Annotated in this window: 16 protein-coding genes, 1 tRNA gene and 1 pseudogene; 13 read left to right on the top strand and 5 right to left on the bottom strand. The window is 68.7% G+C overall.

What is annotated here, in order from left to right; translation table 11 throughout:
• Nucleotides 1-217: 217 nt before the first annotated feature.
• The 8 genes and pseudogenes from ACZ4SA_RS32815 to mycP (ACZ4SA_RS32780) all read left to right on the top strand — a co-directional run bounded on the left by ACZ4SA_RS32815 (nt 218) and on the right by mycP (ACZ4SA_RS32780) (nt 9742).
• Entirely contained in the window at nt 218-667 is a 450-nt protein-coding gene (locus ACZ4SA_RS32815; RefSeq protein ID WP_468281560.1) for a hypothetical protein, read from the top strand.
• Between the two features lie 21 nt (nt 668-688).
• Complete coding sequence (locus tag ACZ4SA_RS32810; RefSeq protein WP_468281559.1) at nt 689-2809, top strand: hypothetical protein; 2121 nt, start codon at nt 689-691, stop codon at nt 2807-2809.
• Nucleotides 2806-3351, top strand: a complete 546-nt coding sequence (locus ACZ4SA_RS32805; protein WP_468281558.1) for a hypothetical protein — start codon at nt 2806-2808, stop codon at nt 3349-3351. The genes ACZ4SA_RS32810 and ACZ4SA_RS32805 overlap by 4 nt, the downstream gene beginning before the upstream one ends.
• 529 nt (nt 3352-3880) lie before the next feature.
• A pseudogene (locus tag ACZ4SA_RS32800) lies at nt 3881-4201 on the top strand (oxidoreductase); the annotation flags it as partial.
• Nucleotides 4202-4298: 97 nt separating this feature from the next.
• The gene (locus tag ACZ4SA_RS32795; protein WP_468281557.1) at nt 4299-4814 is read left to right on the top strand and encodes a hypothetical protein; all 516 of its coding nucleotides are present in this window, start codon (nt 4299-4301) and stop codon (nt 4812-4814) included.
• A gap of 33 nt (nt 4815-4847) precedes the next feature.
• The gene (locus tag ACZ4SA_RS32790) at nt 4848-6359 is read left to right on the top strand and encodes a WXG100 family type VII secretion target (RefSeq protein ID WP_468281556.1); all 1512 of its coding nucleotides are present in this window, start codon (nt 4848-4850) and stop codon (nt 6357-6359) included.
• Between the two features lie 24 nt (nt 6360-6383).
• On the top strand, nt 6384-7769 hold the full coding sequence (gene mycP, locus ACZ4SA_RS32785) for a type VII secretion-associated serine protease mycosin (protein WP_468281555.1): 1386 nt from the start codon (nt 6384-6386) through the stop codon (nt 7767-7769).
• A gap of 605 nt (nt 7770-8374) precedes the next feature.
• Nucleotides 8375-9742: a type VII secretion-associated serine protease mycosin gene (mycP, locus tag ACZ4SA_RS32780; RefSeq protein WP_468281554.1), complete on the top strand. Its 1368-nt coding sequence runs from the start codon at nt 8375-8377 to the stop codon at nt 9740-9742.
• A 635-nt stretch (nt 9743-10377) separates the two neighbouring features.
• Here the strand turns inward: mycP (ACZ4SA_RS32780) and ACZ4SA_RS32775 are convergent.
• The 5 genes from ACZ4SA_RS32775 to ACZ4SA_RS32755 all read right to left on the bottom strand — a co-directional run bounded on the left by ACZ4SA_RS32775 (nt 10378) and on the right by ACZ4SA_RS32755 (nt 17113).
• Nucleotides 10378-11196: an outer membrane protein assembly factor BamB family protein gene (locus ACZ4SA_RS32775; protein WP_468281553.1), complete on the bottom strand. Its 819-nt coding sequence runs from the start codon at nt 11194-11196 to the stop codon at nt 10378-10380.
• Nucleotides 11197-11383: 187 nt separating this feature from the next.
• On the bottom strand, nt 11384-13585 hold the full coding sequence (locus ACZ4SA_RS32770) for a protein kinase domain-containing protein (protein ID WP_468281552.1): 2202 nt from the start codon (nt 13583-13585) through the stop codon (nt 11384-11386).
• A 99-nt stretch (nt 13586-13684) separates the two neighbouring features.
• On the bottom strand, nt 13685-15799 hold the full coding sequence (locus tag ACZ4SA_RS32765) for a serine/threonine-protein kinase (RefSeq protein WP_468281551.1): 2115 nt from the start codon (nt 15797-15799) through the stop codon (nt 13685-13687).
• A gap of 5 nt (nt 15800-15804) precedes the next feature.
• On the bottom strand, nt 15805-16728 hold the full coding sequence (locus tag ACZ4SA_RS32760; protein WP_468281550.1) for a protein kinase family protein: 924 nt from the start codon (nt 16726-16728) through the stop codon (nt 15805-15807).
• A gap of 309 nt (nt 16729-17037) precedes the next feature.
• A tRNA-Cys gene (locus ACZ4SA_RS32755) sits at nt 17038-17113 on the bottom strand.
• 166 nt (nt 17114-17279) lie between these two features.
• Between ACZ4SA_RS32755 and ACZ4SA_RS32750 the strand changes: the two genes are divergently transcribed.
• The 5 genes from ACZ4SA_RS32750 to ACZ4SA_RS32730 all read left to right on the top strand — a co-directional run bounded on the left by ACZ4SA_RS32750 (nt 17280) and on the right by ACZ4SA_RS32730 (nt 22236).
• Nucleotides 17280-18755 (top strand): MFS transporter, encoded by a 1476-nt coding sequence (locus ACZ4SA_RS32750; protein ID WP_468281549.1) that lies wholly within the window; start codon nt 17280-17282, stop codon nt 18753-18755.
• A gap of 35 nt (nt 18756-18790) precedes the next feature.
• Complete coding sequence (locus tag ACZ4SA_RS32745) at nt 18791-18991, top strand: CopG family transcriptional regulator (RefSeq protein WP_307706668.1); 201 nt, start codon at nt 18791-18793, stop codon at nt 18989-18991.
• Nucleotides 18988-19377, top strand: coding sequence for a type II toxin-antitoxin system death-on-curing family toxin (locus ACZ4SA_RS32740; protein ID WP_468281548.1), 390 nt, complete (start codon nt 18988-18990; stop codon nt 19375-19377). Before ACZ4SA_RS32745 ends, ACZ4SA_RS32740 begins: the two co-directional genes overlap by 4 nt.
• A gap of 154 nt (nt 19378-19531) precedes the next feature.
• Nucleotides 19532-21316, top strand: coding sequence for a DEAD/DEAH box helicase (locus ACZ4SA_RS32735; RefSeq protein WP_468281547.1), 1785 nt, complete (start codon nt 19532-19534; stop codon nt 21314-21316).
• Nucleotides 21317-21594: 278 nt separating this feature from the next.
• A complete protein-coding gene (locus tag ACZ4SA_RS32730; protein ID WP_468281546.1) occupies nt 21595-22236 on the top strand; it encodes an IclR family transcriptional regulator in 642 nt (213 codons plus the stop codon).
• The last annotated feature ends 469 nt before the right edge of the window (nt 22237-22705 follow it).

The following is a 22705-nucleotide window of genomic DNA, read 5'->3' as shown; positions in this document are numbered from 1 at the left end:
GGGCGCTTCGCCCGCGGCGCCGCGCGAGGCATCGGGACTGCAGTCCTCCTCAGCGCGGCGATCGTGACTTCCGTGTTCCGGCATCACGGCACCAGCGCCACTCCGGCACACGTTGCCGCGCCGCCCGCGTACGGACCGGGGCGGCCGTGCTGCGCGCAGCAGCCATTGCTGCCGTACACCACAAAGAAAAACCAGAGCTCGACGAAGGGGAGACGCGATGGCCTGGGACGAGTGGGGGCAGATCAAGGCTGAGGTGGCTCAGCGGAATTCAGCGCAGATGCAGCTCAACCAGGCGCCTACCGAGTCCGGCGTCTGCGGTTCCGAGGATCTGGTCGTCCACGACGACCAGTTGGGCAAGCTCGGGAACATGGCGTACGACCTGCGGGAGAGGTTTCGGGTTGTAGCGGACCACGCGCGTCCGAGCACGTTCACGGCCTCCGTGAACCTTTTCAACGACGGCCTGGACATGGGCTCGGCGCTCACCGAGATGCATGATGCGTGGAACACCCAGCAGCAGGCACTGAAGGAAGCCTGTGCCCACATCTCCAATCATCTGGACTTCACCCAGGCTCAACACGCGAAGGACGAGGTCGACATCCAGACGAGCATGCGGGACGCCGTGGGCGACCTGGTGACAGTGTCGCGGCTCAACGAGTTGTTCAAGTAGCGGGAACGGGGACTGACACTGATGGCGACGGACACGATGACCGTGGACGAGCTCAGGGACCTACGTCTGGGCACGCTGAACAGCGCGGTGTCCGACTGGAAGACCATGGTCGGAAACCTGGAGCTACTGGCCACCGGCGGCGACGGCGAGGTCAATGCCACGGACTTGGAGAAGAAGGCCAACGCGGCCGACTGGAATGGCGTCAACGCCACGGTGTCGCGGAGCTTCGTCACCAAGACCGCGGCACAGTTCTCGGACGCAGCGGCCGAGGCGAAGGGTGTGCTGGCGATTCTGAGCGGGGCCCACACCTCGTTCATCCAGCACAAGGCGGACCTGCAGACAGCCGTCGACGATCTGGCGAAGCGCAATATCTACGTCAACGGCAAGGGTGGTGTGATCGCCTCGGTGCCGCCGCCCATGGTCGCGGGGGACGCCGACATCCACAAGCCTTCGGACACGGAGCTGGACGTGGCGCAGAACAGGATCACGAAGATCCTGCGGGAGGCGAGCGAGACCGATCGCATCGCCGCCCGTGCCCTGCGCCAGCTCGCCAAGAACAAGTACGACTTCGCTGGTGAAGGCTCCGGCAGCCTGAAGAACGCCGATCGTGAGCAGGGCAGGGCGGACGCCGAGTACTGGCGCAAGGAGATCGCCAAGGGGAACGTCGACGAGTGGAGCGAAGAGAAGCTCGCCCGCTTCAACGAGGTCCTTGAGTACCAGAGCGACAACCCGGCCTTCACCGAAGCGTTCGCGGTCGGTCTGGGCGCGGACGGCACGCTGCAGTTCTGGCGCGACCTGGCCGACCCCGGGCAGGGGCACACCCCGGAAGGGGACCGCGCCAAGCTCCTCGGCGACGTCCAGCAGAACCTCAGCATGTCGCTGGCCAACGCCACGCACAGCCACTCCCCGGAGATGGAGGCGTGGAAGAAGGACGTCATCGCGGCCGGTGGCAAGCAGTTCGGCCACGACGGCATCATGGTGAAGCCGTACGGCTTCCAGATCATGAGCAACCTCATGGTGAAGGGGAAGTTCGACAGCGGATTCCTCAACGACTACGGCGAGGCCCTGCGCACCTTCGAAACGGAGAAGCACTACGACCCCGCCTCGATCTGGGGCAACCCGCTCATCGCGTCCCAGCTCGACTACACGGCGAAGGGGGAGGGCGACGACTACGGCACCCCGGGCAGCGACCCGATGGCCGGCTACCTCAGGGCCGTCTCCCACAACCCGGAGTTCGCGACCGAGCTGTTCAACCGCGAGGAGATGGCCGACTACCTCCTCACCGAGCGCGAGTACTACGACGAGGACGACCCGTACGGCAAGGGCGACGGGACGGTGCAGTCCCGCGACGCCCTGGGCAAGGCGATGCTGGCGGCCGGCACCGGCCTGAACCCCGACGAGCCGCACGTCCTCGACTCGTACAAGCACACCGACGACCAGCGGGACGCCTTCACCGGGTCGATGAGCCGCCTCGCCAGCAAGGGGGACGACTTCCCGCCCGAGCTGCGGGACGACATGGCGCTGCTCCTCGGGAACTACGGCGAGGACGTCCACCATACGGCGAGCTCGATCAACACGAGCGAAGGCCGTCTGGACTACGAGGAACTCCTCGAAGTGTCCAAGCAGGTGTCCCGGGACCAGAACACGTACGGCATCCTCATGGAGGGCGTGAACCAGGCGATCATCGCCGACATCCACGCCGAGCACGAGGGTGACCCGAAGGAGGAGCTCCTGCGGGCGGGGCAGACCGTCGGCTTCATGGAAACGGTCCGCAGCCAGGCGATCGACACCGACAAGGGGGACGCGTCCTGGCCCGCGAAGTGGGGCTACCACACTCTCGGCGGTGCGGCCAATTTCATTCCGGTGATCGGCGATGCGGTCCAGCGCGGGGTGGACGCGGGTGCCTATGCCTGGCAGCTGGAAGAGCAGGCACGCATCGACGGAGAAATCACCGACAAGAAGGGTGAGAACTTCGATCTTCGACAGAAGTATCTGACGGCGCTCGGTGAAGAGTGGATGAAGGTCAATCCGGACCACGAGCTGTCGCGGGGAGGGGAGGGCGACAAGTACCTCGTCCAACACGAGATCGGAACGGCGGCCTTCAACGGTAACGACACCGCCAACGGAGTTGCAGGGGCGTGAAATCGATGTTCAGTGGGACGTGTGGTCGGACGTACGCGTGGGTGGGGGTGCTGCTGGCCTCGCTTCTCGGGGCTTCCGGCTGCGTTGGATCACCTTCCTACGAGATCCCCGAGACGCTGTGCGGGCGATCGATCGAGCCGACATCCCTGCGGCCGCTCCTGCCGGACGGAAAGGAGGTCACGGGGAAGGAGCAGGACAGCGACGAGAAGTTCGTCAGGTGCGCGATCTTCGTTGACGATGATGCCGTTCTGATGATCTCGGAGTATCGAGATCATCATCGGTTCGACATAGTGGAGCACACAAAGGAGAGGCAGTCCACTGACGATCCCGTGGATTCCAAGGTGCCGGGGGAATCGGTCATCTATGACGGTGGCTTCGTCTCGATGAACCCTTGTCCGGCCCGCGGGGAGAAGAGCAACTACATTCTCGACATCTCCCTGGCGAGGTCGCCAGAGGACGGCAAGAAGCTCCGCAAGGAGCTTGAGGCGTTCGCCGCCTCCTACCTTCCGGAGGGGCTCAAGGAGATGGGCTGCGTGAAGTGAGTTCGAGTCACTGCCCGCTTGTATGTAGCGGCTTCGGTAGAGGCTTCCAGCCCGTGTGAGTCTCTGCGCTTCAGTGCAGGACGACGTCGGCGTGTACTGGAGCGCAACCGCTGTGCGTCAACAGGCGTGGGCGCTCCTTGCGCTGAGGTGCCCGGGCCACCGTTACAGGAGAGCGGCCCTCGGCCGTAGGGGCCTTACCTCCCTGGCGAGCGCGACAGTGAGGACCTGAACGTCGCTGTGACCGTGAAACTGTAGGGCATCGGTGGGCGCCGGCTGTCGGTGGCCGTACGGGGGCGGGCGCTTCCGGCTGACATCGTGTTGGCCACCCATTTCGCCGGGGTCGGCCAGAGCGCGAACTCAAAGGGGGTGGAGTTGTCATCCGCGCGGGCATCTTGAGGCGGTTCCACGCAGTGGCTGATTCGGCCACGGTCTGGCTCTGCCGTCCGTTCGTCCGCCGGCCGTCGCCTCTCCCTGCAGGCTTGCTCCACCTACTGTCGCCACGACTGCTCAGGTCTTGACCACGTGGTGAGCCACCCGCATCGAGGCCGGCGTCACCCAGGGCGTGGGCGCGGCCCTCACGGAGAACCTCCGCACGGTCCGCGGCCTGATCCGCCACCCGGACCTCACCGGCTACGCCCTCCCGAGCTCACTGGACGCGCCGGGCATTCGCATCGTGAAACTCGTCGAAGAACGCGACGTGGTGGCCCCCTTCGGCGCCAAACCCGCCAGCGCGGCTCCGGTGGTAACCTCCCCGGCCGCAGTCGCCTCCGCGGTCGGCCCGGCCACGGGCCGCCCGATCAACCGCCTCCCGATCCGGCCGCAGGCGGCGGTGGCTGTTCCAAACTCGTGACGCAGTCGGCGGGTTGCTCGTGCAATCCAGGGATGCGTTGTGTCATGCCCACTCGGTACAGTGATCCCTGAAGACGTGTGTAAACGGGGAGGCATTCGTGGCGGAGGACGACGGAACGGGGCGGCCGGTGTACGGCCCGCCGGTACCGCTTGGGGCGTTCGGGCTGATTCCCTTCGCGGGTGTGGCAATGGGGGCTGCCGCTGCTGCCCAGCTGGTGACCGAGGCCGAGTCCATGTCCTCCTTCAAGAAGGAGATCGACAGGCTGCTCGTCGAGCTGGAGGGCTCCGAGGCGGCACCGGACAAGGTCACGGCCGATCGCTTGGAGCAAAGTCACCTGGGCAACGACTCCTTCAGGGAGAGCGCGTACCTGTACGCCATCTACTCGATGGTCCATGACGAGCTCGAGAAGCTGTCCAAGATCCTCGCGCTGCAGGTGGATGGTTTGAGCATTGCCGTGGCCGCATCCCAGGTCGGCTACGAGAACATCGACTACGACATCAAGCAGCGCATGTTGAAACTGGCCGATCAGACAACTGTGCCCAGTGAGCAGACTCAGACGGGCGCACGCCAGCCGGCCGAGCAGCAGCCCGGCGACGCCGACTTCGAGATGTGACCAGCAGGGGGATTGCAGGAATGGTGACGAACCATGGCTGACGAGGCGAAGACCAGGCGTCGGGCGGCACCGGCGCTTCAGGAGACGGACTTCGAGTCGAAGTCCCACGACGAGTTGCTCGCCATGATCGAAGGGACCAACGCCGAGTCCGCTTCGCAGCTGGCCAAGAAGCTGTCAAAGGCCGCGACCGCGATCACCAAGGTCGGCGAGGGCATGAAAGCCCATATGACGCGGGTCGTTTGGGAGGGCGAGGGCGCTAAGGCATTCAAGGACTGGGGCCATCAGGCCGCCATGGCCACGCTGGAGCTGGGAAAGTACAGCGAGAGTGCGGCCTCTGTGCTCGAGCAGGTAGCGACGGGCATCGCCCAGGCGAAGGCCGCCGTGCCCAAGAAGGACGGGACGCTCGAAACACAGGAACAGAGCGCTCGGGAACTTCTGAGGGCTGCCATGAAGGACCCGGGCGCGGGCCCGAATGCTGAGATCCAGGCCCAGAAGCAGCTCTCCTCGGCCCAGGTGGCACAGGAGAAGCGTCGACTCGAAGCTGCGGACCAGCTCAGGAAACTGGGGCAGACGTACGCGCACTCCGGCCAGCAGATCGCGAGCATGCCGGCGCCCCAATTCCCGCCGCCGCCGGGGCAGTTCGTGCCGCCGGCTACCTCGCAGGTCGGCTCACGGGAAGGGGTTTCCTCGGCGTCGACCGGCAGGCCCCCCGTCTCGTCGGCTGAAGTGGCTGCGCAGTCCGACAGAGCACAGAGCCAGACCGTGCAACCGAACGACTCGATTCGACCTAGCACCACTGTTTCCCCTTCTGTCGATACGCCGACTCGTCCGGTCGAGATGGAGATCGACAGTGTGAGCACGCTCCCGCCGCCGGTGCCCACGGCGCCTCAAACGCCGACAGGTCCAGTGCCTCCGACCGCCAGGCCTGACGGGCTGGGGCCCTACCCTGTTGGGACGATCCCTCCCACCTTTTCCAGGGGACCGGTGAACACTCCCGGCCCGGTGGGTGGGCGTCCTCCTGTGAGCGGGCGGAGTACCGTGATGCCCGGTCAAGCTCCGCTCGGTGCGCCGCCTGCAGGAAGGATGCCGAACAGCAACGGCATCGTCGGGGGGCGGCCGGTGACGCCGACCGCAGGGCGCCCTATGGGAGGGATTCCCCGCGGCACAGTCATCGGCGGGGAGCCGATGGGGCGTGGCACGGCGGGCATGCCTCACGGCGGAGGTACGAGCGGTGGCGGACAAAATGGGTTCGCGGCGGGTCGGCGACTTGCTTCGGAGTCCGGGGGCGTGGTCGGCGGCAGGGCGCAGCAGCCCGGAGCGGTTTCCGGGCGGGCATTCACACCGGGCGGTACGGGACTCGTGCGCAACGCGCCTGGGGGGACCAACTCTGGCGGGAGCCTGACAGGGCGTGCCAGTGGTGCAGCCACGGCGAAATCGCCGGATGAAGCCCGTCGTGAACGTCAGGGCGAACGTCCGGATTATCTCACCGAAGATGAAGAGACATGGCAGGGCGGCCGACGTATCGTGCCGCCGGTCATCGACTGATCCTTGCGACGTAAGAGGGAATCGATGCTCACCAGCAGTCGTTCTGCAGTAAAGTCATGCCGCGTCTTGTCGGCGGTTGTCGGAGCACTGCTGGTGGGCATCGCTGCAACCCCAGCCCACGCGGAGACCATTCGTGAGCGTCAGTGGCATTTGGACGCCATGCATGCGGAAGAAATGTGGAAGAGCAGCACGGGCAAGGGCGTTACGGTTGCCGTCATTGATTCCGGTGTCAACGACAAGATCGCTGACTTGCAAGGTCAGGTCCTACCAGATGGTTTGGACCTTTCCTCGAAGCCCGGCGACGCGAACACGGATTATGCGAACCATGGCACCGGAATAGCGGCCCTCATCGCTGGCGCAGGTAAGCGCCCGGGCGGGAACGGATCCTTCGGGTTGGCACCTGGAGCGAAGATCCTTCCGATCAGGATGCCCGAGGTCAATGAGGGAACCAAGCTGGCGTGGAACCCGGAGCTGTGGAACAGGTCGCTCAGCAAGGCGATTCGCCATGCAGTGGACTCAGGCGCGCGCGTGCTCAATATTTCGCTTGTTGCCGGCGAGACGACGGCAGAAGTGGAGGCGACTGTCAAATACGCTCTGAACAAGGGCTCCTTGATCTTCGCGGGTGTAGGCAACGAAGGAGACAAGAGGAATCCCGTCATGTACCCCGCAGCGACACCTGGAGTGGTGGGTGTCGCGGCAGTGGACAAGAACGGGACTGTGACCAAGGAGTCTCAACACGGCCCCCAAGTAGACCTGGCAGCGCCAGGCGACGAGATGTTCGCCGCCTGCACGTCGGGGACCCAGATCTGCAAGAGCCACGGCACCAGTGACGCCACCGCCCTCGCATCCGCCTCGGCCGCGCTGATCTGGTCCAAGCATCCGGATTGGACCAACAATCAGGTCCTCCGGGTGATGATCAACACGGCTGGCAAGGCGGAGAGCGGCAAGGTACGCACGGATTTCGGCGGTTACGGCGTTGTACGCCCCCGTATTGCCCTCAAGACGCCCGGTGATCCCGGCCCCGCCGATGAGTACCCCCTCCCGGACTTGGCGGCCGCCAACCCCGAGCCGTCTCCAGGGGCATCTACGACGCCTGCCGGCGGCGGCGAGGAGAGCGCGCCTGCGCCGTCGGAGCAACCGGCCAAGGCGGCGCCCGCATCCGACGAGGGCAGCAAGGCCGGCCTGTGGGTCGCCCTTGGCCTGGGCGCGGCGGTGCTTGTGGGTGGTGCCGTCACCGCCGTGGTCGTCCGGTCCCGGCGTCGGAGCGTTCAGCCTTCTGCAGTGCCCGTGATGGGCGCGGGGCAGCAGGCCCCCTATCCGCAACCACTGCAGCAGCCCTGGCAGCAGCCCTCCGGGCCGGCGCAGGCCAGCCCTCCTCCTCCGTCCGAGCGGCCGCAGTCCCGTCCGTAGCTGTTGCCGTTTGAGTGCGCATGACACTAGCCCCGGATTGATGCAGCACCGACGGGCCGCAGCTGACAGCCGTTCGTGGCGACGTACACCGCTTCATCGTCCTCGGTAAGGAGCGATGAAGCTTGGCCGTCCACTTGGCCTCGCCGGTGGAGGGTACGTAGGCGCGGAGCGTGCCCTCGTTGTCGATCCGGGACCACCAGGCGGTCGGACAGGGAGACAGCGGGTCGGCGACTTGCTTCGGAGCCCGGTGGTCGTAGGCGGCAGGGTCAGCCCGGATCTGCTTCCGGCGGACGTTCACGCCGGGCGGTACGGGGCTGGTTCGCAATGCGCCTGGAGGGACCAACTCGGGCGGGGCCTGGGGGCGCGCTAGCGGTGCGGGCGCGGCGCGACGGGACGGCGTCCGGGGCGCGGCGGCGCGAGTGGAGGTACGAGCGGCGGACAAAGCGGGTTCGCGGCTGGGTACGGCGAAATCGCCAGATGGAGCCTGTCGTGAAAGTCAGGGCGACCGGCCGGATTACCTCACCGAAGATGAAGAGACATGGCAGGGCGGCCGACGTATCGTGCCGCCGGTCATCGACTGATCCTTACGACGCAAGAGGGAATCGATGCTCACCAGCAGTCGTTCGGCAGCAAGGTCATGCCGCGCCGTGTCGGCGGTTGTCGGAGCACTGCTGGTGGCCATCGCTGCAACCCCAGCCACCGCGGAGACCATTCGTGAGCGGCAGTGGCACCTGGACGCCATGCATGCCGAAGAAATGTGGAAGAGCAGCACGGGCAAGGGCGTGACCGTTGCTGTCATTGATTCGGGCGTCGATGACCGCTTGGCTGATCTGAGGGGCCAGGTCCTACCAGGTCTGGACCTTTCCATAAAGCCCGGCGATGAGAACGCGGACTATGCCAGCCATGGCTCCGGAATGGCAGCGCTCATTGCCGGAACGGGCAAACGTCCAGGCGGGAACGGCTCGTTCGGATTGGCACCCGGAGCGAAGATTCTCCCGATCAGGATGCCTAAGGTCAATGAAGGAACCAAACTGGCGTGGAACCCTGCGCTGTGGAACAAGTCGCTCAGTAAGGCGATTCGCCATGCGACCGACTCCGGCGCGCGTGTAATCAACATTTCGCTTGCCGTTACCGAGACGACACCCGAAGCGGAGGCGGCTGTTGAATACGCTTTGGGTAAGGGATCCTTGATCTTCGCGGGAGTAGGGAACGATGGTGACAAGGGGAACGCTGTCTTGTATCCCGCAGCGACACCGGGAGTTGTCGGAGTCGCGGCAGTGGACAAGAACGGGTCTGTGACGAAAGAGTCCCAGCACGGGCCGCAGGTGGACCTGGCAGCGCCGGGCGAGGGCATGGTCGCCGCCTGCACGGGAGGAAGCCAGCTCTGCGAGAGCCACGGCACCAGTGATGCCACCGCCCTCACATCCGCCTCGGCCGCGCTGATCTGGTCCAAGCATCCGGACTGGACCAACAATCAGGTTCTTCGCGTTCTGATGAACACCGCAGGCAAGGCTAAGAGCGGCAAGGAGCGCACTGACCTGATCGGCTACGGCGTCGTGCGTCCCCGTATCGCGCTGAAGACCCCTGGTGATCCCGGGCCGGCCGGCGAGTATCCCCTCCCGGACTTCAAGGCTGAGGCGACCGCCTCCCCCTCACCTGAAGCATCCAACCCTGCCGATGTCGACGAGCCCAAGACCGAGCCGTCCGGCCAGGCTGCACCTGCTTCTGACAACGGAGACAGCGGCGTGGGGCTGTGGCTCGCGCTAGGTGTCGGGGCGGCCTTGCTGCTCGGTGCTGCCATCGTCGGCGCAGTGATCCGCTCCCGTCGACAGCGTGCCCTGGTCCCGCCAGCCCCTCCACTTGCCCCGAACAGCTACGGGCACCAGCATCCTGCGTATCCCCAGCACTCGCCTGGGCCCGGCGGCCCTCAGCAGAATCCGCCTTCCGGTGCACCGGGAGGGACCTGGCAATAGTGAGCGATGGGCCGGCCGAAGCGGGCGGTACGAGCGAGACGTCTGCCAGCCGGGGAACTCTGCGGCGGCGCTATGTCGCCCGCTGCTCAGAAGGCGCTGGCCCGCCTGAGGGCGGCACGGACCTTCGTTCGACGGATGACGACGACGCCCGGAGTGCCGCGGAGGCGCTTGTCGCCGGTTGGGAACCTTGGAGCACGCCGTCAGGGCCGGCCGTCGACGCGGATCTCTGTGCGGTCGCGTCGAAAGAGAACTGGGGCAACGGCCCTGCTGATGTGCGCATCAAGTTCGCTCTCTCCGACGCCGACACGGCGAAGGGAGGTCACGAGATCGCGGAGAAACTGACGCCGTACGAGATGGGGGAGCGCGCGTCGGCGGGCACGCAGTACGCGTTCTTGTGGTTCTCGTGCAAGAGCGAGCAGCTGGCGGGCTCCAACGAGAGCGCGGCATACATCCAGACCGAGGTGCGAAATATGCTGTCGCCGGGCGGGGATGCGGGGCAGCTACGGGACGCCAAACGCGAAGGTCGTTCACTCGGCGTCTGTGGCACTCGCGCGGCAGTTGAAGTGCGACGGCGGTGGGGATTTGGAGTCCGAGCCCGCACTCAAGTAGTCGGGCTAGGTGTTCTGTCCGGCGGATCATGTGCTCATCCTGCCGTCGACCAGTTCGCTCTTGGCCCACAGCTCCGTGCCGTCCGTCAGGCTGCGGGCGGTCAGCGTGGCGCCGTTGAAGAGGACTGTGTCGCCGGACGGCACCGCGTAGATCGGAGCCAGGTCGATGGACGCCTGGTCGGCGAACTCCCACAGCTGACGGCCGCTGCCGGCCTCGACAGCGACGACGTGGCCCATGCCCGAGGCCACGATCAAACGGCCCTGTGCCGCCATGCCCGAGGGCCGGCGCTTCTTGGTGAGGTCGGCCTTGGGCCGCACCGTCCACTGGATCTTGCCGTTCGAACGGCTGATGCTGCGCAGCCGGCCGTCCTTGGTGCTGACGTACACGGCGGAGTCGTCCGTGGTGATGACCTTGTGAGCGGCTGCCGGGGCCGTCCACATCGGCTCGCCGGTGGAGGCTACGTACGTCACCAGCCGGCCCTTTCTGTCGACGGCCGCGACGAGAGCGTCCGACAGGGAGACGAGCCCCGCCTCCTGGTCGATGTCCGGCGCCGTCCAGCGGCGCCTTCCGTCCACTACGTCATGCGCGGCCAGGCCTCCGCCCCGGGCGCTCACGATGACGACGTCACGCACCGGCAGTACTGTGGCCTGCTTGACGAGCGCCCGTACCGGACCCCAGAGCGGTGCCGGCTTCCCCTCGGTCAGCGCAGCAGGACGCGCTCGGGGTGTCTCGGCAGCGGGCGGGAGCGCGAAAGGATCCGGGTCCTCGCCGCCCAGGAGCCACCAGGCCACGGAGCCGCCGCCGGCGGCGAGGGCGGCGCCGCCCACCGCGAGAGAGGTGACCATGCGGCGCCGCGACACGCCCTTCGGTGCCTGGCCTCCCGGGGCCGGCGTGGTCACCTCCCCGGCCGCGGTCGCCTCCGCGGTCCGCGCGGCCACGGGCCGCCCGATCAACCGCCTCCCGATCCGGCCGCAGGCGGCGGTGGCTGTTCCAAACTCGTGAGGGCGCGACCGCAGAAGAGTCCGGCGTCGCCTACTTGAGCTCGTAGCCGGCGATGAAGTCCCCACCCACGGCGATGATCCTCGGGGGCGAACCGCGGAAGGGAAAGAACCGGCTGACCGGCGCCTTGGCCGTCCGGCCTGCCTTGCCTGTGTCCCTGCCGACCCGGTGGAGTCCGCCACGCCTGTCGCTGTGATACCAGGTGGACTCGAGGCCGGGAAGGGGAGGCTGGCGCAGGTCGGCGTCGGTGGCTCGGCCGTCCTTCTCACGCCACATCGGTTCGCCGTTGAGGGCGCTGACTGCCACCAGTCCCTTTCCCTCCTCCACAGCGTAGACAACGATGCTGTCGAGGGCCGGTGGCCCTGTACGACGGGTACCTTCGCCCCCGAACCTCCACTCCTCCTTGCCCATGCTCAGGTTCAATGCACGTAGCGGTCCGGCGGGCGGATAGACGTTCACCGGGTCGACCTCGAGCATGCCCCGCACGTCGTCAGGCGCGGACACCGTGAGCGGTTGTTCCCATCTGATCTTGCCTGTCCGAGAATCCCGCACGCTGAGGACGACTTTGCCGCCCGATGTTTCCTGAAGAAGCACCAGGTGGTCACCGGTGGTCCGGGCTGCGAGGAAGTGAAGCCTGCGCGAGGTCGCCGGACGCTTGGGGAGTTCCTGGCGCCACACGATCTCGGCTGTGAGCGTGTCCACGGCCAGCAGGAACCAGTTCTGTGCCCTGTCGAAGCCGATTCCTGTGCCCGAGTGATTGCCTTGGCCCGCGGCCAGGAAGGCGAGGTCGGCGGAAGCGCAGAGCATCTGTGTGCCGGGCAGCCCTCCGTTGAACTCCTTGTACTCGACCGGTTCCGGGGACAGGTCCTGCGAAATGGTGTCGACCGTCTTGATGCTGAGCGGCCCGGCGTCGGCGGATGGCGTTTCACAGGTGTGCAACACGAAGTTGCCGTCGGTGACGCACTGGTGAGGAGACGCGTTGCTCGTCACGGGAATGCCGATTCCGCCCTCTTCCACATCGATCACGCGAAGGCCGTCGTCGTCCACCACAGCTACGTAGCCGCCGAGGCTGTGCGGGACGGGCGGTACGAGGGCCTTCGACGTACGGATGGGGAGGCGCCAAAGCCAGTCCCCCTTCGGGGGGGTCGACGTTTTCGGCGGCGCCGCCGTGTCCGGCTTTGTGCTCCCGCCGCCGTCGCCGCTGCGCCCGCGCCATGCCCAGAGGCCGGTGCCGATCACGGCTGTGCCGAGGAGGCCTGCGGCGCCGCTTGTCAGGAGCTTGCGGCGGTCGACAACGGGGGCGGACGGGACTGTCTCCGCTGTGTGTTCCGGGGGCGCCGGGAGGCGGTGGGGCGGGAGTTGCCACACTTCGGTGGCTCTGCGGGCGATGTCCGCCAGTATCGCCGCCACAAGGTGGTCCGCGAACTGGCCTCGGCCGTCGTGGAGTTGAACGGCGAGTTCGTGGGTGGTGGGGCGCTGGGCGGGGTCCTTGGAGAAGCAGGGCTGGAGGATCGAGGTGAGTGAGGCAGGGAGGCCGGTGAGGTCCGGGTCGGAGTATCGGACGCGGTAGAGGAGATCGGCTGCTTGTCCGATGCCGAACGGGCCGTGGCCGGTTGCGGCGAAGACCAGCACGCCGGCGAGGGCGAAGACGTCGCCGACCGGTGTCTGCTCCTGGCCGGTGGCCTGCTCCGGGGACATGAACGCGGGGGTGCCGGCAGCAGAGCCGGTGCGGGTGAGGTGGTCGTCGCCGACGGCGCGGGCGATGCCGAAGTCGATGATCTTTGGGCCGTACGCGGTGATCATGACGTTCGACGGCTTCAGATCTCGGTGGACGACGTCGGAGGCATGGAGCTGGGTCAGGGCGCCGGCGAGAGCGGCGCCGAGAGCCCGAACCGACGGTTCGGGGAGCGGGCCGCAGAGGGCAACGGCGTCATCGAGAGGCGGGCCCAGGACGTACTCGGTGGCGAGCCAGGGCGTCTCGGCGTGGGGGTCGGCGTCGACGACGGTGGCGCCGTGGTGGCCACCGATGATGCGGGCGGCATCTGTCTCGAGGTGGAAGCGGGTGCGCGCGGCGGGATCGGTGGCGATGGAGGCGTGCATGGTCTTGAGCGCGACGGTACGGCCGCCTGCCGTCCGGGCGAGGTAGACGGTGCCCATGCCGCCGTGGCCGAGCCGCGCGAGCAGGCGGAAACGGGCGATCTCGACCGGGTCGTCGTGCGTGAGAGGCAAGAGCATCGTCAGGTCCTGGAGGTCTAGAGGATGGATTCAGCGGCGAGGAAGGCGTACTCGGACGGCAGAGTGCTTCCTCTCCGGTCGGTTGTCCGGACGCTTGCCTCAGCTGAAGACCGGCAACGCCAGCAGTGATGCGCCGTCCCTGATGAAGACTCGGTTGCCGCTGCCCAGGATCGACCAGGGGCCGGTGTTCCCGGCGAGGAAGTAGGTCAGAACCTGCTTATTGCGGCTGAGCCCCATCGCCCACACGGCGGCGCGATCGCCGGACATCCTGCTGTTGATGGCGAACGCTGCACCCCCCTGCACGGCGACAGGGCTGTGGATGAAGTAGCCCTTGGGGGACTTCCATTCCTCCGAGCCGTCTTCGATGCTGTAGCTCATGGCATGGGGGCCCTGGGACGTGTGGACGGTCTCCCCGTGCACCAGCGGCGGGCCTGAGGGCTGCATCTTGCCTTCGACCACTTCGCTCTTCGCCCACCGTTCTGTGCCGTCGGCGAGGCTACGGGCCGTGAGAGTTCTCCCATTGACGAGAGCCGTGTCGCCGGAGACTGCCGGGACGATGGCCGCCCGATCGAAACTCGCCTGGTTCTCGAGTTGCCATGCCAATCGGCCGTTGCCGGTGTCGACGGCGAGCACCTTGCCGACGTCGGTGGCGATCACCAGTCGACCTTGCGCAGCCACGCCGTACGGCGGCAGCTTGGTGAGGAGATCCGCATCGATCCGGGCCGTCCAGCGGATCTTGCCGTCAGAGCGGCTGATGCTGCGCAGGCGACCGTCTTTGGTGATGACGTAGACGGACCACTCGTCCGCGGCGAGGACCCTTCTGGCTGCGGCAGGCGCCGTCCATCGCGGTTCACCGCTGGAGGCGACGTAGGTGACCAGACGGCCCTGCTTGTCGACGGCGGCGATCAGCGCGTCCGACAGGGAGAGCATCCCGCCTGCTTCGATCACATCCGGTGCCGTCCAGCGTCGCTTGCCGTCCACGACATCGTGGGCGGCAAGACCGCCGTCCGGGGCGCCGACGACGAGCACGTCACGTACCGGGAGCGGAGTGTCGGAGTTCTTGCCCACCGCCCGGATCGGCCCCCACAACGGCGTGAGCGGCCCCTCGTTCGACGCCGCCGACAAGGGGGCGTTGGGTGTCTTGGCTGCCGGAGGGAGGGCGTACAAGTCGGGTTCTTCACGCTGTGTCAGCAACCATGCTGCCGTCCCGCCTCCGGCCGCGAGGACAGAGCCGCCGACTGCCAGGGTGGTGATCAAGCGACGTCGCGAAATGCCTTGGGCGGATGAGCCCGTCCCCCCAGCGACGGTGGTCATCTTGTGAACCGTGCGTGCCCGCTGCTTGATCTCGTCGGCCAACGCGCCGTGCCGCCAGATGCGTTCTGCACCTCGCGGCGGTGCGGCCACGGACGCGATCTGGGCAGGAGTGGGCCGGTGGGCGGGGTCCTTGCCGAGACACTGGCCGATCAGCGGTGTGAGCCGTGCCGGTACGCGGTCGAGCCGAGCGACGCCGTGCACCACCTCGTACTGCACGGCCGCGACATGCCCACCGCTGAACGCCTGCGATCCGGTCGACGCGTAGACCAGGACGGAACCGAGGGAGAACACGTCCGCGGCAGGGCCGACGCGGTGCCCCATGACCTGCTCGGGTGCGCCGTAGCCGGGAGTCGCCGGTACCTGGCCGGTGGTCGTGAGCGTGAGGCCGTGCTCGGGGCGGGCGATACCGAAGTCGATGACGCGGGGGCCGGTCGATGTGAGGACGATGTTGGCGGGCTTGAGGTCGCGGTGGATCAGGCCTGCGGCGTGGATGTCCGCGAGGGTCCTGGCGAGGCCGGCGGCCAGCACGCGCACCGCCTGTTCGTCGAGCGGGCCATGGGCGCGGACGGCCTGGTCGAGCGTCGGCCCGGTCAGGAACTCGGTCGCTATCCAGGGCCGCCCGCCCTCGGTCTGCGCGCCCAGTACGCGTGCCACGCCCCTGCTCGTGACGGCCTGCGCCATCAGGGCTTCCCGGACGAAGCGCTGGGCGAGGCCTTGGTCGTAGGCGAGTTCGGGCCGCAGGACCTTTACGGCGGCGGTTGCGCCGGTGGAGTCCTGGCCGAAGTAGACCTTGCCCATGCCGCCTTCGCCGAGCACACCGAGCAGACGGTACGGGCCGAGCCTCAGCGGATCGCCGGTGCCCAGGGGGTCCATATGAAGCTCTCTTTCGATCGCTCGCATCGGTGTCAGGTCCTGGAAGCGGTCTGCGGGGCACGGACGTCGGCGGCCAGCACTTCCGACGACTGACGGGCGATGGCCGCCACCACCCGACCGGGCAGCCAGCCGGGTGCCAGGAGGGCGCCGGCAGAGTCCAGGACCGTGGCCGCGGGCGCGGCCGACGACGGAGGCAGAGCATGCAGGAGCTCGGTCGCGATCGGCCGGGCCGCCGCGTCGCGGGTCAGGCAGCGGGCGATCAAGGGCCATAGAGAGTCCGGGAGTTCGTCGCTGTCGGGGACCGTGTGGCCGGTGGCCGCGTAGGCGAGGACCGCGCCCAGGCCGTGGATGTCGCCCGGCGGGCGCGGACGCCCGCCCGCCGCCGCCTCGGGGGCGAGGCTGCCGGGCTCGAGGCCGGCGAGGCCGGTACGGCGTTCGCCGTCCGGTGCTGCCGCGCGCGCCGCGCCGAAACAGGTCAGGCGAGGCCCGTCCCAGGCCAGCAGTACGGAGGCGGGGGAGACGCCCGCGTGGGTGAGGCCGGCTGCGTGCGCTGCCGCGAGGGTCTCGGCGAGGGCCGTGCCCAGGGCCCGTACGGTGAGTTCGGGCAACGGGCCGCCGTGTACGGCCAGGGCCACGGGCAGGGGCAGTACCGGGAGGTAGGGGGAGGCGTACCAGGGTGCTTCGGACGTCGGCGAGAGCTCGGCGACAGGGAGGGTCCACGGGACGGCGAGGCGGCGGGCCGCGTCCGCCTCGACGAGGAAGCGCCCGGGGTCGGCGCCCTCGAGCGGTGCGCTGACCAGGACCGTGTGCTGTCCGTCCGCGCTGCGTGCGATGAAGCGCTGCTCGGCGACCGCGGGGAGGCCGGGGCCGGTCGGGTCGAGCCGGGTGAGGAGGTGGTACGGGCCGAACCGGCGCGGCCCGCCCTGCCGTGGCCGTTCCGTCTGCGCTCGTTCCATCTGCGAATCCCCCTAGACATGACAACGGCACAGGAGCCTACCGGTGTGCCCGCCCCGCCCTGGTGGATGGCCCGGCAGCGTTACGTATGCCCGTTTGTCGCTGATTCGCGCTGGTGCTGCGAGGTGCGCCGCTCGGCAAGGAGCCGCAGGGCCGGAGGCGTCAGCCGCAGGAAACACGGGCCGCTCGCGGTAACGGGTGGGCACGCGGGTGCGGGTGCTGCGGGCCGGCGCCGCGTGCGCACGTGTATCGGCCGCCCCCTCGCCACGAGGGGGCGGCCGTCGTCGCGGATGGAGCGGTCAGCCCCGCAGAGGCCGTGACCGGATTCGAACCGGTGTAACTCGAGTTGCAGTCGAGCTAGCCCCTGAGCCACTCGGGCCCACGACCGTGTGTTCCAACTCCTCGACGGTAAGGGGGGATCGCCCCTCAGGGGACGGGTCGGTGCCGCAATGCGACTGCCACACGCCGTTCATGGTCGTACGACCAAGGGACCAGTCCGATCCCCGCCCAACGACAGGGCCCATCCAGCGTCTTGCCCCTTACTCTTTGGGTCATGACCGCCCTCGAACCGCGTGACACCGAGGTCACCGCCAACGCCGCCCCAGCCCCGGCCGCACCCGTCGCCGACGGCCCGCAGGGCGGCGTACTCGGACGGGACTACCGAGCGCTCAGCATCGGCATCGTCGCCGTCGTCTTCCTGATCGCCTTCGAGGCCACCGCCGTCGGTACCGCCATGCCGGTCGCCGCCCGCGAACTGCACGGCATCCCGCTCTACGCGTTCGCCTTCTCCGCCTACTTCACCACCAGTCTCTTCGGCATGGTCGTCGCCGGGCAGTGGGCCGACCGCAACGGACCGCTCGGCGCGCTCGCGGGCGGGATGAGCGCGTTCGCCGCGGGGCTGATGCTGTCCGGGACCGCGAGTGCCATGTGGGTGTTCGTGCTCGGGCGAGCGGTCCAGGGCCTGGGCGGCGGACTGGTCATCGTCGCGCTCTACGTGGTCGTCAGCCGTGCCTATCCGCGGCACCTCCAGCCCGCGATCATGGCCGCCTTCGCGGCGAGTTGGGTGATCCCGTCCGTCGTCGGGCCGCTCGCGTCCGGCACCGTCACCGAGCACCTCGGATGGCGCTGGGTGTTCATCGGCATCCCCGCGCTCGTCGTCCTGCCGCTCGCGCTCGCGCTGCCGGCGATCCGGCGTACGGCCTCGGGCCCCGCGGACGCGTCAGCCCCCGTGCCGCGCTTCGACCGGCGCCGCATCCGGCTGGCCCTCGGTATCTCGCTCGGCGCCGGTCTCCTCCAGTACGCGGGCCAGGACCTGCGCTGGCTCTCGCTGCTGCCCGCCGCCGCCGGAGCGGCGCTGCTCGTGCCGTCCGCGCTCGGCCTGCTGCCGCGCGGCACGTACCGCGCGGCGCGCGGACTGCCGTCCGTCGTCCTGCTGCGGGGCATCGCGGCCGGGTCGTTCATCGCGGCCGAGTCCTTCGTGCCGCTGATGCTGGTCACCCAGCGGGGGCTGTCCCCGACGATGGCCGGCCTGTCGCTGGCGGTCGGCGGCGCGACATGGGCGCTGGGCTCGTACGTACAGTCACGGCCGGCGGCCGAGCCGTACCGCGAACGCCTGGTCGTCCTCGGCATGCTCCTGGTCGCGGCGGCGATCCTGACCGCGCCGAGCGTGCTGATCGAGGCGGTCCCGGTGTGGATCGTCGGGGTCGCCTGGGGCTTCGGCTGCTTCGGCATGGGACTGGTGATCGGCTCGACCAGCGTGCTGCTGCTGAAGCTGTCGGCTCCGGAGGAGGCCGGCGCGAACTCGGCTGCGCTGCAGATCTCGGACGCCTTGTCGAACGTCGTGCTGCTGGCCGGCGGCGGCGCGGCGTTCGCCACGCTGGGCGGGGGCTCGGTGGGGGCCGGCCACGTGGTGGCGGACGGGACGTCCGGCTCGCACCCAGTCGCGTTCGCGGCGGTGTTCCTGCCGATGGCGGCGGTGGCGCTCGTGGGGGCGTGGGTGGGGACGCGGCTGCGGGCCACCGAAAAGTAGTACCACTATGACCCCATGAGTGGTTCCTTTCTGGTATGGCCATGAACTTGCGTCTTCGTGACGATCAGACCGAGGCACTCAAGCAGCGCGCCGAAGAGGAGGGCACCAGCATGCACGCCATACTCCTCAAAGCCGTCGACGACTACCTGGCCCGGACCGCACATCAGGCGATGGTCCGGAAGACCGCCAAGGAGCAGGTCGCCAAGTGGTCCGAGCTGCTGGAGCGGCTCAAGTGACGTACGTCTACCTGGACTCCGAGGATGTCCTGGCCGTCGCGGCAGCAGCCGTCGATGACCAGGACATCGTGGTTCGAGACCTGGGGCTGCTCGAGTCGGCCGTTCATCGCCCGTCGGCCGCAATGTTCGGGCAGGAGGCATACACCGACCTTTTCGACAAGGCGGCGGCGCTGCTCCAGTCGCTGGCCGTCAACCATCCGTTCATCGACGGGAACAAGCCCACGGCGTGGATCTCCTGCATGGTCTTCCTCGCCATGAACCAGGTGCAGCTCCGCCCCGATATCGATGAGGGTGAGCGTCTGGTGATCGCGGTGGCGACAGGCCGGATGGAGGAAGTGAAGGCGATCTCGGAGGCGCTGCGGGAGCTGGTCGACCCCGGTGTGTGACATGGACCGCAATGCCGTCGTCCCCGGCGCCACCCGGCCGGGACGACAAGCGGCCCGATAGGGTGGCCCGGTTGTCGTACGTAACGACCTGTACGCAAGGCCCCGTACGCAACGACCCGCGCCACCCCACCCGAGAGCCAGCGAACCGGAGACCGTGACTACTACCGCCTCCCACCACCTCTCACCCGCCTTCCCCGGCCGTGCCCCCTGGGGCACGGCCGGCAAGCTGCGCGCCTGGCAGCAGGGCGCCATGGAGCGGTACCTCCAGGAGCAGCCGCGCGACTTCCTCGCCGTCGCCACGCCCGGCGCCGGCAAGACGACCTTCGCGCTCACGCTCGCCTCCTGGCTGCTGCACCACCATGTCGTTCAGCAGGTGACCGTCGTCGCGCCGACCGAGCATCTGAAGAAGCAGTGGGCGGCCGCGGCGGCGCGGATAGGGATCAAGCTGGACCCGGAGTACAGCGCCGGTCCGCTGAGCAAGGAGTACCACGGGGTCGCGGTGACCTACGCCGGAGTCGGCGTACGACCCATGCTGCACCGCAACCGCTGCGAGCAGCGCAAGACGCTTGTCATCCTCGACGAGATCCACCACGCCGGTGACTCCAAGTCGTGGGGCGAGGCATGCCTCGAGGCGTTCGAGCCGGCGACCCGCCGCCTCGCCCTCACCGGCACGCCGTTCCGTTCGGACACCAACCCGATCCCCTTCGTCGCCTACGAGGAGGGCAACGACGGCATCCGCCGGTCCGCCGCCGACTACACCTACGGCTACGGCCACGCGCTCGGCGACGGCGTCGTCCGGCCCGTCATCTTCCTCTCCTACAGCGGCAACATGCGCTGGCGCACCAAGGCCGGCGACGAGATCGCCGCCCGCCTCGGCGAGCCGATGACCAAGGACGCGATCTCACAGGCGTGGCGCACCGCGCTCGACCCGCGCGGCGACTGGATGCCGAACGTGCTGCGCGCCGCCGACCAGCGGCTCACCGAAGTACGCAAGGGCATCCCGGACGCGGGCGGCCTCGTCATCGCCTCCGACCAGGACTCCGCCCGCTCGTACGCCAAACTGATCCGCGAGATCACCGGTACCAAAGCCACCGTCGTGCTCTCCGACGAGGCGGCGGCGTCCAAGCGCATCGAGGAGTTCAGCGAGGACGGGTCCCGCTGGATGGTCGCGGTCCGCATGGTGTCGGAAGGCGTCGACGTGCCGCGCCTCGCGGTCGGCGTCTACGCGACGACCATCTCGACGCCGCTGTTCTTCGCGCAGGCCGTGGGCCGTTTCGTCCGGTCCCGCCGGCGCGGCGAGACGGCCTCCGTCTTCCTGCCCACCATCCCGGGCCTGCTCGGCTTCGCCTCCGAGATGGAGGTCGAGCGCGACCACGTCCTCGACAAGCCGAAGAAGGACGGCGAGGAGGACCCGTACGCCGAGTCCGAGAAGGAGATGGCGGAGGCCGAGAAGCAACAGGACGAGGACACCGGCGAGCAGGACATGCTGCCCTTCGAGGCCCTCGAGTCCGATGCCGTCTTCGACCGAGTCCTCTACGACGGGGCCGAGTTCGGCATGCAGGCGCACCCGGGCAGCGAGGAGGAACAGGACTACCTCGGCATCCCCGGCCTGCTCGAACCCGACCAGGTGCAGCTGCTGCTGCAAAAACGCCAGGCCCGTCAGATCGCGCACAGCCGCAAGAAGCCCGACGAGGAGGCCGACCTGCTGGAGCTGCCGGCCGAACGGCGGCCGGTGGTCTCCCACAAGGAGCTGCTCGAACTGCGCAAGCAGCTGAACACCATGGTCGGCGCCTACGTACACCAGAGCGGCAAACCGCACGGCGTCATCCACACCGAGCTGCGCAGGGTGTGCGGCGGGCCGCCGAGCGCCGAGGCGACCGCCGGACAGATCCGCGAGCGGATCAAGAAGGTCCAGGAGTGGGCCACGCGCATGCGTTGACCGGTCCGACCCGCTCGGCCTGCCGCTTCCCCGGTCACGAACAGGGATCAATAACCCGTCGTCGGCGGCAGAGCGCCCGGATTCTGGACGAGGCCTTCCGCTGAGCGGTGCCGCTCGCTACTGTCCCCGCAATGCAAACGCCCCGTGGCAGCGCCGCCGCGGAGCGCAGTCGGTGTGCCATGGCCTGCCGGCGGCCTCTGGGTGCGTCGCCGATGGGACCGGTGCCGCGACAGCCCGTCGGAGGACCGCCGTCACTCACTCCGAAGGAGAGGGGCGTCGTGACCGCGGAGACCTCCCAGACGCTCGACAGGGGACTACGTGTCCTCAAGCTGCTCGCCGATACCGACCACGGGCTGACCGTCACCGAGTTGTCCAACAAACTCGGAGTCAACCGCACCGTCGTCTACCGTCTGCTCGCCACCCTCGAGCAGCACGCCCTCGTCCGCCGCGACCTGGGCGGCCGCGCCAGGGTCGGCCTCGGCGTGCTGCGCCTCGGCCGCCAAGTCCACCCGCTCGTGCGGGAGGCGGCGATGCCCGCCCTGCGCTCGCTCGCCGAGGACATAGGGGCGACTGCCCACCTCACCCTCGTCGACGGGGCGGAGGCCCTCGCGGTCGCCGTCGTCGAGCCGACCTGGACGGACTACCACGTCGCTTACCGTGCCGGATTCCGGCACCCGCTGGACCGGGGCGCGGCCGGCAAGGCCATCCTTGCCGCCCGCCAGACCAAAAGCACGGAGCCCAGCTACACCCTCACCCACGGCGAACTCGAAGCGGGTGCGTGTGGCGCTGCTGCGGCGCTCGTCGGGGTGACGGGAATAGAGGGCAGCGTCGGCGTGGTGATGCTCGCGGACTCCGTCCCCGAACGGGTGGGCCCACGCGTGGTCGACGCGGCCCGCGAGGTCGCGGACGCGCTCCGCTGAGCCGGTCCCCGCACCGGGTGGCCCGCTCGGGCGCGGCCCGGTCCGGGGGGCCGGGCTCGGGCCCGGTCCGGGGGCAGGGCTTGGGCCTGGCCCGGTCCTGGGTCCCGGGCGCGGCCGGGTCCGTGTTGTGGGGTGTCCGGGTGCGCTGCCGGGCGTGGCCGCGGGGGTGTCGGGCACGGCCCTGTCCGTATCCGGTGGTGTCGGGGTGCGCTTCCGGGCGTGGCCGCGGGGGTGTCGGGCACGGCCCTGTCCGTATCCGGTGGTGTCCGGGTGCGCTGCCGGGCGTGGCCCGGCGCTTCGGGCCGGGCGTCTGGGGCGTGGCCTGGTCCGTATCCGGTGGTGTCGGGGTGCGCGGCCGGTCGTGGCCCGGCGCTTCGGGCCTGGCGTCTGGGGCGTGGCCGGGTCCGTATCCGGTGGTGTCCGGGTGCCGCTCCGGTGGGCGTGTCCGGGACTGCTTTCCTCACCGCGC

This window comes from Streptomyces sp. NPDC027962 (assembly GCF_055566095.1).
The sequence above is the reverse complement of the archived record's forward strand: the minus strand, read 5'-3'. Positions and strand labels throughout refer to the sequence as shown.

What these genes read in the sequence shown, in the direction of transcription:
- ACZ4SA_RS32815 (WP_468281560.1), top strand. Translation starts at nt 218, where the DNA reads ATGGCCTGGGACGAGTGGGGGCAGATCAAGGCTGAGGTGGCTCAGCGG.
- ACZ4SA_RS32810 (WP_468281559.1), top strand. Translation starts at nt 689, where the DNA reads ATGGCGACGGACACGATGACCGTGGACGAGCTCAGGGACCTACGTCTG.
- ACZ4SA_RS32790 (WP_468281556.1), top strand. Translation starts at nt 4,848, where the DNA reads ATGGCTGACGAGGCGAAGACCAGGCGTCGGGCGGCACCGGCGCTTCAG.
- mycP (WP_468281555.1), top strand. Translation starts at nt 6,384, where the DNA reads ATGCTCACCAGCAGTCGTTCTGCAGTAAAGTCATGCCGCGTCTTGTCG.
- mycP (WP_468281554.1), top strand. Translation starts at nt 8,375, where the DNA reads ATGCTCACCAGCAGTCGTTCGGCAGCAAGGTCATGCCGCGCCGTGTCG.
- ACZ4SA_RS32775 (WP_468281553.1), bottom strand. Translation starts at nt 11,196, where the DNA reads ATGGTCACCTCTCTCGCGGTGGGCGGCGCCGCCCTCGCCGCCGGCGGC.
- ACZ4SA_RS32770 (WP_468281552.1), bottom strand. Translation starts at nt 13,585, where the DNA reads ATGCTCTTGCCTCTCACGCACGACGACCCGGTCGAGATCGCCCGTTTC.
- ACZ4SA_RS32765 (WP_468281551.1), bottom strand. Translation starts at nt 15,799, where the DNA reads ATGCGAGCGATCGAAAGAGAGCTTCATATGGACCCCCTGGGCACCGGC.
- ACZ4SA_RS32760 (WP_468281550.1), bottom strand. Translation starts at nt 16,728, where the DNA reads ATGGAACGAGCGCAGACGGAACGGCCACGGCAGGGCGGGCCGCGCCGG.
- ACZ4SA_RS32750 (WP_468281549.1), top strand. Translation starts at nt 17,280, where the DNA reads ATGACCGCCCTCGAACCGCGTGACACCGAGGTCACCGCCAACGCCGCC.
- ACZ4SA_RS32745 (WP_307706668.1), top strand. Translation starts at nt 18,791, where the DNA reads ATGGCCATGAACTTGCGTCTTCGTGACGATCAGACCGAGGCACTCAAG.